Here is a 17,026-nt window from a genome sequence, read left to right as displayed (position 1 = left end):
TTTCGCCTAGCTTCTTAGCCCCCGGTCACGCACCGCCCAGTGGCCGCGAGTACTGGTAATCCACTTCCACCTGTCTTCGGGCGTAGCAAGAAATTCACGACACAATGGAAAAAGTGCCGATGACGGACGAGGGCTATCGCGCTCTCGACGATCAACTGAAGCATCTGAAGTCGGTCGAAAGACCCGCTGTTATCGCCGCCATTGCAGAGGCGCGCGAGCATGGTGACTTGTCTGAAAATGCCGAATACCACGCCGCCAAGGAACGTCAGGGCTGGATCGAAGGCTCTATCGCCGAGATCGAGGACAAGCTGTCCCGCGCCCAGGTCATCGACGTCTCCAAACTGTCCGGCAACACCGTCAAATTCGGTGCGACCGTCCATCTGGTAGACGAGGACACCGAAGAGGAGTCCGCCTACAAGATCGTCGGCGAGGACGAAGCCGACGTGAAGGCCCGCAAGATTTCGATCGCCTCCCCGATCGCCCGCGCCCTGATCTCCAAAGAGGTCGGCGACGTGGTCGAGGTCAACACCCCCGGCGGTGTAAAGGCCTACGAAATCCTCAAGGTCGAGTGGAAGTAACCCCTTCCATCGCGAACGAAAACGGGGCGCACGGTTCAACCGTGCGCCCTCTTTCTATATGGGTCGTTTCCGATGGCCGCACCGGCATCGAGAACCAGTCCCTAGGTCTGGCCGAAGCCATTGCAGACCTGACCCCGGCCACCATCAGCCGTCATGTCGTAAGGTGGAAACCCGCCTTCGACCGCCTGCCCACAGCCCTCAAACAAATGTGGATGCTGCAACAGGGCCAACACCTCCTGCACGCCCCGCCACCCGATATCTGGATCGCCACAGGCCGCGCCACCCTGCCCCTGTCCGTACGCATGAAGGGCAAGACCTTTGTCGTCCAGACACAGGATCCCCGCTGGAAACACGCCGCCTATGACCTGATTGTCGCGCCCGAGCATGATGGTCTGAGCGGCCCCAATGTGTTCTCCATTATCGGCAGCCCCCACCGCATCACCCCCGAACGCCTCAAGGCCGCCGCCTCCGCCTTTGCCGACAAGATCGCCCCCCTGCCGCACCCGCGCGTCGCGGTCATGATCGGCGGTACGTCCAAGGCTTTTGATCTGCCTCTCGACCATGCCGCCATCCTCGCGGACCTGATCGCCGAAACGGTCGAGGAAGCGGGCGGCTCGCTGCTCGTCACCTTCTCGCGCCGCACCCCGCTACTGTCCCAGACGGTCATGACCCAGCGTCTGTCGGCCTTGCCGGGCCTCATCTGGGATGGCGCAGGCGAGAACCCGCTATTCGCCTTCCTCGACGCCGCCGATCATATTCTGGTGACAGAGGACAGCGCCAACATGGTCACAGAGGCCGCCTCGACCGGCAAACCCGTCCATGTCCTGCCCATGGTGCCGTTAAAGCCCCAAACCAAGTTCACGCAGCTCCACAAGGCCCTGCAAGACCACGGTGCCGCGCGCCCGTTCGAAGGCCGTCTGGAGCACTGGACCTACACGCCTTTGCGTGAAACAGCCCGCGCCGCCCGCGCTATTTTGGATGCTGTACGGCGCCGCTAAATGTCGGTTGCCGGAACCGCAAACTTATCCGACAGTTAGGTTGCTGGATTACTTTCTCGGGGCGCTCGGGCATGACGCATTCTTCACCGGCTGAAACAAGGCCCGAAACCCGCACTGTGCGCGAAGCGCGCCACATCCTGCTGCGCGCTCTGGCACGCGCCCGTCGCGGCATAGACTATGACGACACGGCCCAGGCCGTTTATGCCAATGGCGGAACTGATGGCCGCTATCTGGTCATGACGGTGATCTCGGCCTCGATCGCGGCCCTCGGTCTGATGCTGAACTCGCCCGCTGTCGTCATCGGGGCCATGCTCGTCTCTCCGATGATGGGGCCGATTGTGGCGCTGGGCTTTTCACTGGCCCTGCTGGATTTTTCCCAACTCAGGAAGTCGCTGACCTCCATCATTGTCGGCGTAATCTTGGCCCTTTGCGTGGCCATCCTTCTGGTCCTTCTGTCACCGCTCAAGGAACCGACTTCTGAAATTCTGGCCCGCACGCGCCCCAACTTCTTTGACCTTTTGATTGCGGTCTTTTCGGGCGTGGCCGGTGCCTATGCGGTGATCCGCCAACGCGGTGACACCATTATAGGCGTCGCCATCGCCACCGCCCTGATGCCCCCGATTGCCACTGTCGGCTTCGGACTGGGCACCGGAAATCTCAGCATCGCGGGTGGCGCTTTCTTCCTGTTCATGACCAACCTGGTAGCCATCGCCCTATCGGCCACCCTGACCGCAGGCTTTTACGGTTTCCGTCCCCGTCTGCTGGAGCGCCCGCGTCCTTGGCGGGGTATTGCCGTGTTGCTGGTATTTGTCATTCTAGCCATCCCGCTGGGCTTTTCTCTGCGCGCCATTGCTCTCGAAAGCCGCGCCACCGCCGAGACCCGCCTAGCTGTTGAACAGATTTTCTCCGACGCGGATTCTCGCATCACCCTGTTGGAAGCCCGCGCCGATGACGGCGAGGTCAGTGTCTCCGCCCTTGTCTCCACCCGTCGTCTGGTGGCCGATGCCCAAACCCGCCTTCAAGACCGCCTGACGGCCGCCCTGCATGTTCCCGTAACGGCCAAGCTTGACCAGATCGTCGTTGCCGACCCCTCCGCGACACGGGCCTTGGCCGTTGCTCCGCCCGATCCCAAACAGGCACTGGCGCGCCGTCTGGCCGATGCCGTTCCCTTCCAGACCGACGGCGTTCTGATGGATGCCGATGGCAATCGCGCCATTATTCCCCTGACCTCCGCCACAGGTCTGGACCTGTCTGCCGCTTTCAGACTGGAACAGGCCCTTCGCGACCGCTTCGACGGCCTCGATGTGCGTGTTATCCCGCCGGTCGCCCCCTTGGCCCCTGTCAATCTGGACGATGCAGACCTTCGCCAGCGCACCATCTGGGCGCTTGCCCGCTGGCATGCCAGCCCCGTCATCAGCCTGTGCAATCCGCAAAGCCTGCCGGCGAACGATGACAATACCGCCCCCGTGACCACCGGTGAACGGTTCCTTGCAGAACTGGCTTCGTCGGGCATAAGCGCCTCAGTCAACCGCAACGGCCCCTGTCAGAGAGGCGATACCGACATCGCCCGCATTACATTGGCCGGATAAGATCGCTTTTGGGCCATGGCGGATCACAGAATCACGTCCTAAATAGCCGCCATGACCCAAACACCCCGCACTGTCCGCGTCGCCATCATCGGTTCTGGTCCTGCTGGCTGGACCGCCGCCATCTATGCCGCCCGCGCCTCGCTGAATCCTGTCGTGATCGCAGGCCTGCAACCGGGCGGCCAGCTGACCATCACCACGGATGTGGAAAACTATCCGGGCTTTGCCGAGACCATTCAGGGTCCTTGGCTGATGCAGCAAATGCAGGAACAGGCCGAGCATGTGGGCACAGAGGTCATCCACGACATCGTCACCAAGGCCGATCTGTCGCAACGCCCGTTCCGCCTGACGCTGGATAGCGGCACCGAAATGCTGGCCGAAACCGTCATCATCTCGACGGGCGCACAGGCCAAATGGCTAGGCCTTGAATCGGAAAATGCCTATCAGGGCTTTGGCGTCTCGGCCTGCGCCACCTGCGACGGCTTCTTCTATCGCGGCAAAAAGGTCGTGGTCGTCGGCGGCGGCAATACCGCTGTCGAAGAAGCCCTCTTCCTCACCAATTTCGCCGAGAGTGTCACGCTGGTTCACCGTCGCGACACCCTGCGTTCGGAAAAAATCCTGCAAGATCGCCTGTTCGCCCACCCCAAGGTCAACATCATCTGGAACAGCGCCGTCGAGGAAATCCTCGGCGTCACCGACGGCATGGCCAAGAACGTCACCGGCGTGCGCCTGAAAGACACAGTCACCGGTGAAACCTCCGAAATCTCCGCCGACGGCGTCTTCATCGCCATCGGCCACGCTCCGTCGTCCGACCTGTTCGCCGGTCAGCTGGAAATCAAGGAAGGCGGCTATCTGGTCGTCGAGCCAGGCACCCCCAGAACCTCGATCGAAGGCGTCTATGCCGCTGGCGACGTCACCGACGACGTCTATCGCCAAGCCGTCACCGCCGCCGGCATGGGCTGCATGGCCGCTCTCGACGCCGGACGTTTTCTTGCGGAAGAAGACCACAAAAAATCTCAGGCTTGATAAGAAAAAAGACCGCCCGATGGGCGGTCTTTTTTTGCCCTATCGCTCGCCACGCGGTGGCTCGCTACTTGAGGGCATCTTTTTTCTATAACCGCATAAGCGGTCAGACCTACCGCTCGCCACGCGGTGGCTCGCTACTTGAGGGCATGATCCCCACCACCCTCTTCCGTCATCCTCCGACTTGATCGGGGGACCCAGCGGCGCGCGAAAGCGCGAAAACGACATCCTCAAGCCTCATTATGTCAAGTTAACTTGACTCTTTGTTCCATACAGCCAAGGCTGCCCCTGACACCTCCCGTATCAAGGATTGACCATGGTTTTTCTCGTTCTGCTCGCCAGTGCCACCCTTACCGACCCGCTCTGCACCAAGGCGCTCGAAGTCGCCCCCGAAATGCACTGCGCGCCCGCAACCTACGGCGTGGCACTGGCCCCATCGGCAGAACATGCCGCCAATCTGGCCCGCTATGCCCGCGACGCCGAAGGCCGATTTGCTACACATTTCGATCAACCAATCGCCCCCTATGTGGTCTTTTCCATTCCACCCGTCCCGCCGCGCCAAGCCCTGAACGCCGCCGGTTTCCACACCGTCCTGCCTTGGCCTGCACCTCAAGCCATTGACGGTTCCATCCGCGAGCGCGTCACCGCCCAGACCCGTGAATTCGCCGCCGGAATGAATATGAGCGCCGAACAGACCGAACAGGTCGTCGCCCGCGCCCTGTCACAACTGCCCACACCGGAATCCCTTGCCGCCATCGACGCTGGAATGATGCCGCACGAACTGGGCCACCTGTGGACCCACCAAGCCTTCTGGAGCGCCCCCGACCACGTGCAAGACGAGGACACGCCCCGCCATTATGGCAGCCCCGCCCCCGACTGGCTCGACGAAGCCGCAGGCATCCTCCTCGAAGACGCTCCCACCGCCGACCAGCGCCGCACCCATTTCAAAACCCTGATGGCTGGCGGCTTTGTCCCCGCTGTCGGGGCCAATGACGGCGCGCCCTTCCTGCTCGATCTTGCAGGCCTGCTGACACGCCAACACCCAGGCCTTGACCGCGCAGCGCCCGCCCTTGAACAAGCCCGCCAGTCCGGCGGCGTCGCCGTCAGCTTCACCCCCGCCGGTCAAACCGCCAGCGGCCCTCCCAATGGCAAGGAAACTCTCTTCTATATCCAGATCAGGGCCTTCGCCGACTTCCTCATCCAGACCTCCGGCCGCCCGACCATCATCGCCGACATCACCAAGGCGATCTCGCAAGGTCATACCTTCGAAAACTGGCTCGCCACCCAAGGCCCCGCCCACAACCTGCCCGCCTCCATCCCCGCCCTCCAGCAAGCATGGAGCGACTATGCCACCTAATAGGCCTCGGCCTGACCTGTGCGTGACTGGTGTCCTAAAAACACGGTCACCGCCGGATTGTCTGCCGCAAATCGGCGCAACCGCTCTGCTGACGCCTCGGCATCGACACGGGCACCGGCTGCGACCGGCTGCGGCATCTGCTGCTCCCAGCCCAAGCGCGTACTGACGGCATCACCCAGCACCAGTTTTGGCCCGTCCACGGCATTCACCAGATAGGCGGTCGAGCCCGCAGAATGCCCCGGCACACTGATCGCCCACACCGAACCGTCTCCGAAAATATCCAGCACACCAGCAAACCGGCCATCGGGGTCCGGCTGAAACTGCCATTCGCGCATAGGACCGTAGCCTTGCAAGGCGGCATCCGCCGGATGCCCCAGCAACAGATTTACACGGCTGCGTTCTTGCACCTCGCCTTGCCCGACATAGACCGGTGTCGTGACAGGCAGATCCAGCAAACCGCCGACATGGTCAAAATGCAAATGGGTCAGAAAGACCGCGCGCGGCGGTGCCTGCCCCCCCAGCCACTGGGCCGTAGTGCGCTCAATACGAATGTCGAGATCAGATACCGCCCGCCGCATCAGACCGTTCAACCGCTCGCCTAAATCTGCCGACACACCGCTGTCGATCATCACCCGCCCGAAACGGGGATGGTCCACCACATAGGCATAGATGACAGCTTCCTCGTTTCCCTTGGGCACGCTGTCTGTGCGGGCATCCTTGCGGTCGATGAAAGTGCCCCGCCCACCCGTCCACTGCGCAAAGCGGAGCCGCTCGAAAGTCACAATACCGGGCCGCACCAGACTGGCCTCCAGCTCGGAGGCCCGCGACGCCGTCCCCATATCCGATACTGTTACCGGATGGCGACTGGCGGGCGTTGCACACCCAGCCAACACCGCTCCCAAGCTCAGGATCAAGAGCACAGACACCGAACCCATTTGGCATTGACCAGACATGGCGTATCCTCGATATAAGAGATTGAACATATCGAAATACATAAAAATATATTCGTCAATCAAAAAGGATCGACGTTATCCCATGACGGTCGTCGTGACCCTGCCTCCGCCGGTAGCGCGTGAACCAGACGCCTTTGCCCGCATCCGGCAACTCAGCCGCCCGCTGGAATGGCTGTTCACATGTCTTTTTGCACTCGGTGCGGCTCTGCTGGCTGTCGCCATCATCGCGGTCCTGACCTATGTCGGAACCCGCTTGCAGGTACGTCCGGGTGGAATACAGATTTATATCGAGGCGATCGTGCCGCCGGTGCGCTCCGGCTGGACGACCGTAGGGGCCCTGCCCTGGATCCAGAAGATCGCGCTTGCCGTCTCGGCCAGCGTCATGATGATCCCTGCTCTGGCCGTATTATGGGGACTAAGGCGGCTGTTTCGCCTCTATGGATCAGGTATCGTCCTGACGCACGAGAACGCCCGCTGCATGAGCCATATCGCCCTTTGGCTGATCGCCTATGCCGTCGCCCCGACGATTGGCCATATACTGGTGACGCTAGCCGGTTTTCATGACGAGGGCTGGTTGCGGATAGACAGTGCCAAGGCTCTGGCTCTGGGCCTCATCCTGTTCGTCATCGCGCGTGTTATGTCTTGGGGGGCAGACATACACGACGATGCCTCGCGGTTTGTCTAATGCCCATTATCGTACGTCTTGATGTGGTCATGGCGCAGCGCAAGGTGCGCTCGAATGTCCTCGCGCGCGCTATCGGTATCTCCGAAACCAATCTGTCGCTACTGAAATCCGGCAAGGTCCGCGGCCTGCGTCTGGCGACCTTGGACGCCATCTGCCGCTATCTGGACTGCGCGCCCTCCGACATCCTTGAATACCGGCCCGCCACAGAAGAAACCGCCAGGCCCAAAGCCCTCAAGACCGGCTGACGTTCAGCACAGTTTAGTTCTGTGCCACAGCGTCGCGAGGCTCGGCGGTGCGCCCCTCTTCAAACGCCTTCAGGCGCTCGTTGATGTCCGAGATTTCCTTGGCGGTCGGTTGGCGGCGTCCACCGAGGCTGGGCGCGCCAACAATACGCGTTGTGCCCTCATATTCGACCTCGCGGTTGCCCGTGCCCAAAAGCTGACGCGCCAGCTCGGCACTGTTATCGGCAAGCGACGTGTCTTCGACCAGCGCCATCAGATCACGCGGGCGCGCAAACCGCGCCTCGTCGATCACCGGCTCGCGCCCGCCATAGCCCTGTGTCAGGGAGGCCACCATTCCGGCCGCCCCCTTCCAGCGATAAAAGATATGCGCGCCCGACTGCGACACCTTGGTCAGGCTTGGGGCCCACCAAGGACGTACATAGTCGGCATGGTAATGGGTCGCTGAACCCACCTTGTCGGCCACACCACCGGCCAGCGCCTTTTCAGCTACCTTTTGCGCGCGGGTCCATGCCCATGCCACCGGTGCCCGCGACAGCGATCCGTCGCAGGTAAAGGTGAACTGACAGCCCGTATTGCGCTCGGCACCCTGATAGACGACCCCGCAAATACTGTTGGGATAGTTGGGGTCGCGCACGCGGTTCAGCACCACCTGCGCTACACCGGCCTGACCTTCATCGGGTTCCAGCGCCGCCTCGTAATAGACCGCCTGTGTAAGGCACCGCATGGCCCGCCTGCGATCATCTGCAGTGGTGGGCCTAAAGGCAAAAGGCGGCGCGGCATGCACCACCGCATCACCCGCCATGGCCGCATTCAACCGCAAGGCTTCCAGCCCGTTCACCGTCACAAACGGATCGGGCTTGCCACCCAGACTTAGGCTTTCCCAGCCGGGAGTCAGCCCCGGCACCGTCGCCATGCCCATGGCTGGATCATGCCGCAGGGCCAGCGACAACTGCGCCCCGTCCAGCCGCGACATCACGCCCGCCAGACCGCGCGTGCCATAATCGCCACCCGATGCCTCGGCCACCGCCTCTGCCGTGCGGACAAAATCCAGTACGCTTTCCGAACGGGCCGATACCCCCGTGGCCAATGCAGCCACCAGCGCCGCGCCACCCGCTAGCGCAACAGGCACCACCGCGCGGCGACGCGCGGGCAGTCCTGATTTCGCACTGGCTCTCACAGGGGTCATTTACCCTCTTGAATGCAAAACGTCCGAAACCTGTCGGACCCTGTCTTATAACAGAGATTTTCCGGCAGTTTTCGGACGTCGAGATTAAGGTTTATTGAGACTTGCACCGAATTCGGCACAAATCACTGGATTTTAGCGATTACCGAGGCTCGAACGCAGCATCCACGCCGCCTTTTCATGCGCGGCCAGACGCTGGGTCATCAGGTCCACGGTGGCTTCGTCACCAACCTCGGCCGCTGCTTCCAGAGCCGCGCGGGCGGTCTTGATGACCGTGCCGTGGTCGCGGATCAGTTCGGACATCATCTCGTTGGCGCTCTTGTCGGGATTACCGTCCGCAATCGAGGTCAGATTGCCAAAGGCCGAACCCGACTGCGGGGCCAGTTCACCCAGCGCACGGATACGCTCGGCAATCTCGTCCAGCGCTGCCCAGATTTCCGTATATTGCTGCTGGAACAGGCCATGCAGACTAAAGAATTCCGGTCCGCGCACATTCCAGTGATAGCCATGCGTCTTCAGATAGATGGCATAGCTGTCGGCCAGCACCTTCGACAATTCGCGCGCAACCGTCTCGCGTTGGGCATCGTTGAAACCGGTATCGATCATATCGCTCATAATCTTCCCTGCATAGACTTGGTGTTTGATAAGTAGAATGTAAGCACGAAGGCGGGATTTTAAACCCCGAATGCCGCGGCAAGCGGGGAATTGATTTCGCGCAAATCCATAACCCACAGCCGTTCATGTTGGCCCCAATACTGGCCCCAAAACCTCGACCCAAAACGACCACGCTCATTGACCAATCGCCTGCATGGAACGTCCCCGAGCGCGCGGCGTTGCACAAACTCTACCTTTAATTCGGTTCCCTGCCGGAATGCGGGGCCGACATGTTTGCATCCCGTATGTCCCAGCCTGCTGCCCTTCAAGGCGCAACATCCATCGACCGTTTTCTGGAAAAACTGGCCGCACGCCCTATGCCTGCATGGCCGGTCTGTATCCTGCTTGCTGCGGTGCTGGCCCTGACATTTGTGGCTTTGCATACGGGCCTGTCTGCCATCATGCCCGTCCGCAGCGATCTGGCCATTCTGGTCCCCGCCATCCTTTTGGCCGGACTGGGCGGCGGTTTTCTTACAGCCTTTCTGACCCTGACCTTCTGTCTGGCCGGTCTATGGAGCTTGCCGCATTCGGGTCTGCCTGTGCCCGCACCCACAACGGCGGCGCTTACAGGGTTCATCCTTGGTGGATCGATCTGCGGCATAACCGGCGCGGCACTGCGCCACGGGGTTTACACGCTCTACAAGGCCCGAAACCATCTGCAGAGCGCGATCCACGAGCAGCGCACCCTCTCGACCCGCCAGACCGAAGATGCCCTGTCGCAAACCCGTCAGAATTTCTACAGCGTCGCCGACAGTGTCCCCGTCATGCTCTGGCTCGCCGATGCCAATAACAAGATCCGTTTCGTCAATCGCGCCTATTTCGATTTTGCCGGCAAGCCCGCCGGACAGATGACAGGAGCCGAGTGGAAAGAGCTGGTCCATCCGGACGACCACAACGCCACCGTCAACCTGTTCAAACACAATATGCAAAGCGGCCAGCCCTTCCAGCTCCTCGCCCGCTATCGCCGCCATGACGGGCAATACCGCTGGGTGCGCTCGATCCTTCAGCCCCGTTATGATCGCAACGGTGTTCAACAGGGTATTATCGGCACGGCCTTCGACGTGACCGAGGCCGAGGAAGCCGCCGCCCGAGTGCAGGAATCCGAAGCCCGCTTTCGCACCATCGCCGATAGCGCCCCCGCCATCATCTGGATGGTCGATGCCAACGGCAATACAGAGTTCGGCAACCGCCGCTTCCGCTCGATATTCAAAGGCCAGCCCCCACAGCACCTCATCAGCGCCATGCGGGACATGACCGCACCCGAAGACCTGCCCGCCTTTGACCGGACCATTCAGGATGCCATGCGCGCCAAGCGCCGCTTCTCCTATCTCGGCCCGATCCACCATCCAGCCTATGGCACCCGCTGGCTGCATACCGAAGCGGCCCCGCGCTATGACCTGCAAGGCCACCTGACCGGCTTTACCGGTGTCAGTCTGGACGTCACCGACAGCCAGCGCGCCGAACGCGAGCTGAAACGCAGCAATGAAAGACTTGAGGAACGCGTCAATGCCGTCCTCGCCGAAAAGGATGCCGCCGAGGCCGAGTTGGTCCGCGCCCATCGTCTCGAAGCCGTCGGTCGCCTGACAGGCGGCGTCGCCCACGATTTCAACAACCTGCTGACCGTCATCATGGGCGGCCTCGAAATCATCCGCAAAACCGACGACCCCGCCCGTCGCCAGAAAATGGCCGAAGCCGCTCTGGCTGCGGCCCGACGCGGCGAACGCTTGACCGGACAGCTGTTGGCCTTCTCGCGTCGCCAGAATCTGCGCCCCGCCTCCATCGACCTCAACGCCCTGATCCGCGAAGGCGAGCCCTTGCTGCACAAGGCTGTCGGCGACGGCATGACGCTCCAGTTCAAGCTGAAACGCGGTCTGGCCCCGACACTGGTCGATGCCGCCAAGTTCGAAGCCGCCCTCATCAACCTCCTGGTCAATGCCCGCGACGCCTCGCCTTCCGATGGGCGCATCTGTGTGGAAACGGCAGACTATATCGTCATTCCGCCTAGCCCGCCTATGCTGGCCCTGAACCTTCCGGAAACCGAGCCTGCCCATACCGGCAGCATCCATCCTTCGGACCTGCCTCCGGGTCGCTATATCCGCGTGACCGTGGCCGATAATGGCGCGGGCATGACCGACGATGTGCTCAAACGGGTGTTCGAGCCGTTCTTTACCACCAAGGGGGTCGGTCACGGCACAGGGCTTGGCCTGTCACAGGTCTATGGCTTTACCCGCCAGAGCGGCGGCTCCATCTCCATCCAGTCCAGCCCCGGCAAGGGGACCCGCATCAATCTGTTCCTGCCGTGGCACACCCTCAGCCCCGCCCTTGCCGAATCCTCGCCCGATGGCGAAGCCCGCGACGCAGAGTCGGTTTCACCGGACCAAACCCGCCAAGCCGCCGACACCACGCCCGTGCGCCTGCTGATGGTCGAAGACGATCCGGGCGTGGCCGAGGTCACGGCCACCTTCCTGCGCACCGAAGGCTTTGCCGTCGATCTGGCGCGCAATGCCACCGAGGCCGTAAATTGCCTTCAGACCCATGAATATGATGTTCTGCTCAGCGACATCCTGATGCCGGGCGGGATCAGCGGCATCGAACTGGCTCGTCGCGTCGCCGCGGAATGGCCCGACGTACACATCATCCTGTCATCCGGTTACCCCGGCGAGGTCGAGGCCCTGCGCCAGACCCCGTGGGCCTTCCTGCCCAAGCCCTACACGCCGGGCCAATTGCGCGCGCTTCTGGCGCACAAAAAAGACCAGACCCCCTAAAGGATCTGGCCAGTTGCCGTCTTCTTCGCCAAGGCGAAAGAAGCCTGCTCGCCCCTTGGGGCTAAACCTTCAGCAGTGCCTATTTCGGCTTTTGGGCATGACCCACTGCCGCACCGGCCGCACCCCCCACAGCCGCGCCGACGGGACCGCCGACAACGGCACCCGCTACCGCGCCCGTCGCTGCCTTCTGCTCAATCGTGTGTCCACAGGCCGCCAAAAGCAACCCCGACACCATCGTCACCGCCAAAACCGGCAGCATACGAACCTGAATTTTAGAACGCGAATCCGTCATTGCATCGAACTCCTTGAATCATCTGAAATTAAACTCGCAATTCGCGTCAAGGTTCCCCTTACGCAAAGCCCGCCATTTCCAAGTATTCACACTTTCACGAAAACCGTTTTCAGCACTTCACAGCACTCGATGCAGATAATTGCTGAACTTAAAAATACAGTATTCGCAAGATCATCTAAGAATTCGACATATGGTCGCTCAGGGGGCACTGAACCCCGTCTCAAAGCCTTACGACTTTTATCCACATCTTCACAACAACATCCGAATCGATCACATTTCTGCCATAAGTGGATGGCTTAAGACCCGACTTCCGCGGCCCACCCTGTCTGGTGAACGCGGTTCTGGTGTTGTTGTGCGGACATGGTTCGACAGCGGGCACCGGAAATAAGGGGCGGCGTTCCTCGCCCTGCCAAACAGGATTTGTCTATTGTTACTCTCTTCGCCCCTGCGTGAGATCAAACACGCCTTAAGCAAGCTGGACCCGCGCCCTGTCGCGGCAACCGCTGCCTTTGGCGGGCTTGTCACGCTCGCGGTCGGAGGAGCCTATATGGGCGGCGTATCTGCCCAGGCCTCGACCACCCGTACCCAAGCCGAGCGCATTTCGACTGCCGGTATGGAAGGGTACAGCCAGGAAGCCATGGCGCTCGCCGCCGGCGGACTGGACGCCAGCGCGCTGGCGATTGCTCAACGTCACGATCCGTATGCCGTGGACGGCGCGGCCCTGCGTGACCGCCAGTCGGAAGTTCTGACGGCGCGTCTGCAATCTGCAAAAACATCCGATCCGGCCAGCCCGTTCCGCATGACCGGTGCCCGCGACCAGTCGCGTGACCTCGATTGCCTGACCCAGGCGGTCTATTACGAGGCCCGTGGCGAAGGCACCAACGGCATGAAGGCTGTGGCTCAGGTGGTCCTGAACCGCGCCCGCCACCCGGCCTTCCCCAAGACGGTTTGCAGCGTGGTCTTTCAGGGTTCCAACCGCTCGACCGGCTGCCAGTTCTCCTTCACCTGCAATGGTGCCATGCGTGCGCCGGTAAACCGCGCAGCATGGAACCGCGCCCGCGACGTCGCTTCGGCGGCCCTGTCGGGTCAGGTCTATAACGCTGTTGGTACGGCCACCCACTTCCACACCACGGCTGTGTCGCCGTCGTGGCGTCACCGTCTGGTGCAGGTCAATCAGGTTGGCAGCCACGTCTTCTACCGCTTTGGCGGTCGTAACGGCTCTTCTGCCGCCCTCGCCAACGAGGTTCAGGCGTCTGCGGCTGTGCCACGCGTTATGCAGGCTTCGCTGACCAGCGAATCGACTGGCCCGCGCCCCTATGTGGCCGACGCCAAGCCTGCCGAAAAAGCCGCTGCGGCAATCTCGGTCACTGCGCCAGCCAGCCCCGAGGTCATCAAGACCGCTGCGGGCGCGGCCTCTGTCCAGACCGCCCCGCTTGCGGCTACAACCTGAAAACAGGAAAACAGATCATCGGCGCGCGGGTAATTAACCCCCGCGCCGATTTCTTGTTCCTTGAATCCTAAAAGAAAACGCTGTTTTTAAACGGCATCAAGCCCGATATCCAACTGGATCACCGAGTGGGTCAACGCCCCCACCGAGATGACATCCACGCCGGTGGCCGCAATGCCCGCCACGGTATCGAGGTTCACCCCGCCCGACGCTTCCAGCACCAGCTTGACCCCGCTGGCCTTCACCCGCGCCACGGCCTCGGCCATGTCGGTCAGGTTGAAATTATCCAGCATAATGACGTCGGGCTGTTCGGCAATCGCCTCGTCCAGCTGATCCAGACCATCCACCTCGACCTCGACCTTCATCAGGTGCGGCGCAAAGGCCTTGGCGGCGCGAACAGCCTTGCCCACCCCGCCACAGACGGCCACATGGTTGTCCTTGATCAGGATGGCATCATCCAGCCCGAAGCGGTGATTGATCCCGCCGCCACAGACCACAGCATGTTTCTCCAGCGCCCGCAGGCCCGGCGTCGTCTTGCGGGTATCGGCAATCTTCGCAGGGGTGCCCGCCACCGCCCGCACATAGGCCCGCGTCTGGGTGGCAATGCCGCACATCCGGCCCAGAATATTCAGCGCCGTCCGCTCGGCCGCCAATAATCCCCGCGCCGAGCCCTCGACCTCGACCAGCACATCGCCTTTGGCAATGTCCGCACCATCGCTGACCCGCACATCCACACGCGCCTTCGGGTCCATCATCTGACAGGCGATCCGCACCACCGCGCCCCCCGCCATCACGCCATCCTGACGCGCGCGGAACTGGGCCTTCATACGGGCATCTTCGGGGATACAGGCCTGCGCCGTCACATCGCCACAGCGCCCCAGATCTTCCGCCAGCGCCAGACGCACCACAGGCTCGATCACCAGATCCGGCAAGGTTCTTGTCATTGCCCGTTTCCCCGTTCTTGTTCGTTGCGGCGCATCCGTGTGTGACGCGCCTCCTTATGGGTTTGCGGATAGTCCGCCCTGAAATGTCCACCACGGCTCTCGCGCCGTGCCAGTGCGCCCTGCGCCACCAGCTTGGCCGCTGTAATCGCCGCCGTCTGCGGATACAGCCCCGCCAGATCGTCCAGCACCGCCAGCAGGGCTTCTAGCCCCCGCGCGTCGCGCACCACGCCGCAATACTGCGTCATCGCCGCCCGCAGACCCTGCATGGCCTCTTGGGGCAAATCCCGACCAATCGTCACCGGCAACAAAGCCGCCGCCCCGTCACCGACCTCTAGCGCCGCCGCCCGTCCGGCCATACGCCCGAACGCCGCCGCCTCCAAAAGACTGTTGGATGCCAGACGGTTGGCCCCGTGCACCCCCGTCGCCGCACACTCGCCAATGGCATACAGCCCCTTAAGGCTGGTCCGTCCCTCGTCATCAGCGGCAATACCGCCCATGTGATAGTGCGCCGCCGCTGCGACCGGAATAGGCTGCACACGCGGATCGACCCCGACCGCCATACAGGCCGCAAACACCGCCGGAAACGCGTGGTCAAACTCCGCACCCACCGCCTTGCGGGCATCCAGAAACGCCCCGCGCCCCGATACCCGCGCCTCGTGCACCGCACGCGCCACAATATCACGCGCCGCAAGGTCTGAATCCGCCGCCATCCCGATCAGGAACCGGCCTTCGCGATCCACCAGCCTCGCCCCCTCTCCCCGCAGGGCCTCGGTTGCCAGCGGCGCAGGGTCCAGCCCCGCATCAATCGCCGTCGGGTGAAATTGCACAAACTCTGGATCAAGGATTTCCGCGCCCGCCAGATAGGCCAGCGCCATTCCCTCGCCCTTCAGGGCCGACGGATTGGTCGTCACCTCGAACAGACCGCCGATCCCGCCCGTCGCCAGCACCACCGCCTGCGCCAGAACCCGAACCAGCCCGTCTGTCCGCTCGATCACCGCCCCGCGCACACGCCCCGTCTCGTCCGTGACCAGCGCGCGTAACCGCCCGTCTTCCCAAATCTCGATATGGTCTGCCGCCCTGGCCGCCTTGACCACCGCCGACAAGATGGCCCGTCCTGCGCCATCGCCGCCCACCCGCGCCACACGCGCAATCGAATGGGCCGCCTCCAGTGACACGGCAAAACCGCCATCTTCCGCACGATCAAACGGCGCGCCCAAGTCCGCCAGCCATTCCACCGTCTCGCGCCCGCGCCCCGTCAGTTCGCGCACAGCCTCCATCTCGACCAGACCCGCACCTGCCGCCTCGGTATCGTGGGCATGAAGCTGCGGGCTGTCATTGGCGCTCAAAGCCGCCGCCATGCCGCCCTGCGCCCATGCAGACGAACAGGCATCCAGCAAGGGCGCAGGCGTCACCACCAGCACCCCGCCCGACACCCCTTTAACCGGCACAGCCTCCAGCGCCGCCGACAGGCCCGCCAGACCGCCCCCGATCACCAACGGCCCCTTATGGACCCGCGTTTCCATTAAAGGTTGATACCCAGATAGCGGGCGATCATGTCCACACTGGCCTGACCGCTCCCGCCATTCATGGCCAGCAGCGACGCCACCGCCGCCCCCCCACAGGCCACAGCCGTCACCACAAACAGGCCCAGCGACATCGCCGCCTGTTTCCAACTCAAAGGCCCACGAATACTACGCAAGCCACCCTTGCTCAGATGGCCCCAGATGGCCAGCGCCAGAAACACCGCCAGAATATAGCGCCCCGTGGTGATCCCCCACCAGACGACCGCCACACCGATAGCCAGCAGGACCAGCTTTTCCAGCATCGGATGCACCCGCGCCAGCACCGGACCCAGCGCCTTGGAGCCATCCAGAGGCGGTGCAGGTACCAGATTGATCAGGTTCAGCATGGCCACGAAAAACGCCGCGGCCATCCACTGCCCGTCGCCCGTCGCCAGCCCGACCGCCACCAGCGGTAGCATGGCCAACAGTCCAAAGGCCGGTCCCGCCAGCGACACCAGCACCCCGACCCATTCATTCTTCGGCTCGTGCGTCGCCTTGGCCAGACCGCCAAGGAACGGAATGACATAGATCCGCGCCGGTCCCATACCCAGCCGGTTCATGGCCAGCACATGCCCGTATTCATGCACGAACAGGGCAAACATCAGCGACACGGCAATGACCCAGCTCTGGGTCAGGAACCAAAGGAACCCCACCATTAGCAGGGTGGACAAGATCAGCGTCACCCGCCCCTTGCCGCGCGGCTGCTCGGGCGCGGGTGCAGACGATGATGCGGACGGCGATGCCATCACAGGCGCAT

16 protein-coding genes are annotated in these 17,026 nt (G+C 62.5%); 9 read left to right on the top strand and 7 right to left on the bottom strand.

From position 1 onward, the window contains the following. The first annotated feature begins 104 nt into the window (after window positions 1-104). The 5 genes from greA (at window position 105) to WEU32_RS03185 (ending at window position 5,542) form a co-directional block, all read left to right on the top strand. The gene (gene greA, locus WEU32_RS03205) at window positions 105-578 is read left to right on the top strand and encodes a transcription elongation factor GreA (RefSeq protein ID WP_312135116.1); all 474 of its coding nucleotides are present in this window, start codon (window positions 105-107) and stop codon (window positions 576-578) included. Between the two features lie 41 nt (window positions 579-619). After that, window positions 620-1,576, top strand: coding sequence for a mitochondrial fission ELM1 family protein (locus tag WEU32_RS03200; protein WP_406852838.1), 957 nt, complete (start codon window positions 620-622; stop codon window positions 1,574-1,576). 71 nt (window positions 1,577-1,647) lie between these two features. After that, complete coding sequence (locus WEU32_RS03195; RefSeq protein WP_406852837.1) at window positions 1,648-3,165, top strand: TIGR00341 family protein; 1,518 nt, start codon at window positions 1,648-1,650, stop codon at window positions 3,163-3,165. A gap of 51 nt (window positions 3,166-3,216) precedes the next feature. Further along, complete coding sequence (gene trxB / locus WEU32_RS03190) at window positions 3,217-4,188, top strand: thioredoxin-disulfide reductase (protein WP_406852836.1); 972 nt, start codon at window positions 3,217-3,219, stop codon at window positions 4,186-4,188. A gap of 313 nt (window positions 4,189-4,501) precedes the next feature. Beyond that, a complete protein-coding gene (locus WEU32_RS03185; RefSeq protein WP_406852835.1) occupies window positions 4,502-5,542 on the top strand; it encodes a hypothetical protein in 1,041 nt (346 codons plus the stop codon). Here WEU32_RS03185 and WEU32_RS03180 read toward each other — a convergent pair. Next, window positions 5,539-6,435 carry an MBL fold metallo-hydrolase gene (locus tag WEU32_RS03180; RefSeq protein ID WP_406853489.1) on the bottom strand — a complete coding sequence of 299 codons (897 nt, stop codon included), beginning with the start codon at window positions 6,433-6,435 and terminating at the stop codon, window positions 5,539-5,541. The two genes, WEU32_RS03185 and WEU32_RS03180, sit on opposite strands and share 4 nt — an antisense overlap. Before the next feature lie 142 nt (window positions 6,436-6,577). Between WEU32_RS03180 and WEU32_RS03175 the strand changes: the two genes are divergently transcribed. Together WEU32_RS03175 and WEU32_RS03170 are read left to right on the top strand one after the other, a co-directional pair. Continuing rightward, window positions 6,578-7,180, top strand: coding sequence for a DUF2975 domain-containing protein (locus WEU32_RS03175; protein WP_181544978.1), 603 nt, complete (start codon window positions 6,578-6,580; stop codon window positions 7,178-7,180). Then, window positions 7,180-7,425: a helix-turn-helix transcriptional regulator gene (locus WEU32_RS03170; RefSeq protein ID WP_181544979.1), complete on the top strand. Its 246-nt coding sequence runs from the start codon at window positions 7,180-7,182 to the stop codon at window positions 7,423-7,425. Before WEU32_RS03175 ends, WEU32_RS03170 begins: the two co-directional genes overlap by 1 nt. 13 nt (window positions 7,426-7,438) lie before the next feature. On the opposite strand, the gene WEU32_RS03165 is transcribed toward WEU32_RS03170, so the two are convergent. After that, the gene (locus WEU32_RS03165; RefSeq protein WP_406852834.1) at window positions 7,439-8,608 is read right to left on the bottom strand and encodes a cell wall hydrolase; all 1,170 of its coding nucleotides are present in this window, start codon (window positions 8,606-8,608) and stop codon (window positions 7,439-7,441) included. A 132-nt stretch (window positions 8,609-8,740) separates the two neighbouring features. Further along, window positions 8,741-9,220, bottom strand: coding sequence for a Dps family protein (locus tag WEU32_RS03160; protein WP_312135098.1), 480 nt, complete (start codon window positions 9,218-9,220; stop codon window positions 8,741-8,743). Between the two features lie 269 nt (window positions 9,221-9,489). On the opposite strand from WEU32_RS03160, the gene WEU32_RS03155 reads away from it, so the two are divergent. Further along, the gene (locus WEU32_RS03155) at window positions 9,490-12,024 is read left to right on the top strand and encodes a PAS domain S-box protein (protein ID WP_406852833.1); all 2,535 of its coding nucleotides are present in this window, start codon (window positions 9,490-9,492) and stop codon (window positions 12,022-12,024) included. A 79-nt stretch (window positions 12,025-12,103) separates the two neighbouring features. Here the strand turns inward: WEU32_RS03155 and WEU32_RS03150 are convergent, their stop codons facing one another. Next, window positions 12,104-12,283, bottom strand: coding sequence for a hypothetical protein (locus WEU32_RS03150; protein ID WP_406853488.1), 180 nt, complete (start codon window positions 12,281-12,283; stop codon window positions 12,104-12,106). Window positions 12,284-12,743: 460 nt separating this feature from the next. On the opposite strand from WEU32_RS03150, the gene WEU32_RS03145 reads away from it, so the two are divergent. Next, the gene (locus tag WEU32_RS03145) at window positions 12,744-13,766 is read left to right on the top strand and encodes a cell wall hydrolase (RefSeq protein ID WP_406852832.1); all 1,023 of its coding nucleotides are present in this window, start codon (window positions 12,744-12,746) and stop codon (window positions 13,764-13,766) included. An 86-nt stretch (window positions 13,767-13,852) separates the two neighbouring features. Here WEU32_RS03145 and nadC read toward each other — a convergent pair whose 3' ends face one another. Genes nadC through WEU32_RS03130 form a run of 3 tightly spaced genes read right to left on the bottom strand, consistent with a single transcriptional unit; the run spans window position 13,853 to window position 17,015 of the window. Continuing rightward, on the bottom strand, window positions 13,853-14,707 hold the full coding sequence (nadC, locus tag WEU32_RS03140; protein ID WP_406852831.1) for a carboxylating nicotinate-nucleotide diphosphorylase: 855 nt from the start codon (window positions 14,705-14,707) through the stop codon (window positions 13,853-13,855). After that, window positions 14,704-16,230, bottom strand: coding sequence for an L-aspartate oxidase (locus WEU32_RS03135; RefSeq protein WP_406852830.1), 1,527 nt, complete (start codon window positions 16,228-16,230; stop codon window positions 14,704-14,706). Before WEU32_RS03135 ends, nadC begins: the two co-directional genes overlap by 4 nt. Next, window positions 16,230-17,015 (bottom strand): metalloprotease, encoded by a 786-nt coding sequence (locus WEU32_RS03130; RefSeq protein WP_406852829.1) that lies wholly within the window; start codon window positions 17,013-17,015, stop codon window positions 16,230-16,232. Before WEU32_RS03130 ends, WEU32_RS03135 begins: the two co-directional genes overlap by 1 nt. Between the last annotated feature and the right edge of the window lie 11 nt (window positions 17,016-17,026).

Source organism: Brevundimonas sp. BH3 (assembly GCF_045345115.1).
GTDB lineage: Bacteria > Pseudomonadota > Alphaproteobacteria > Caulobacterales > Caulobacteraceae > Brevundimonas.
The sequence above is the reverse complement of the archived record's forward strand: the minus strand, read 5'-3'. Positions and strand labels throughout refer to the sequence as shown.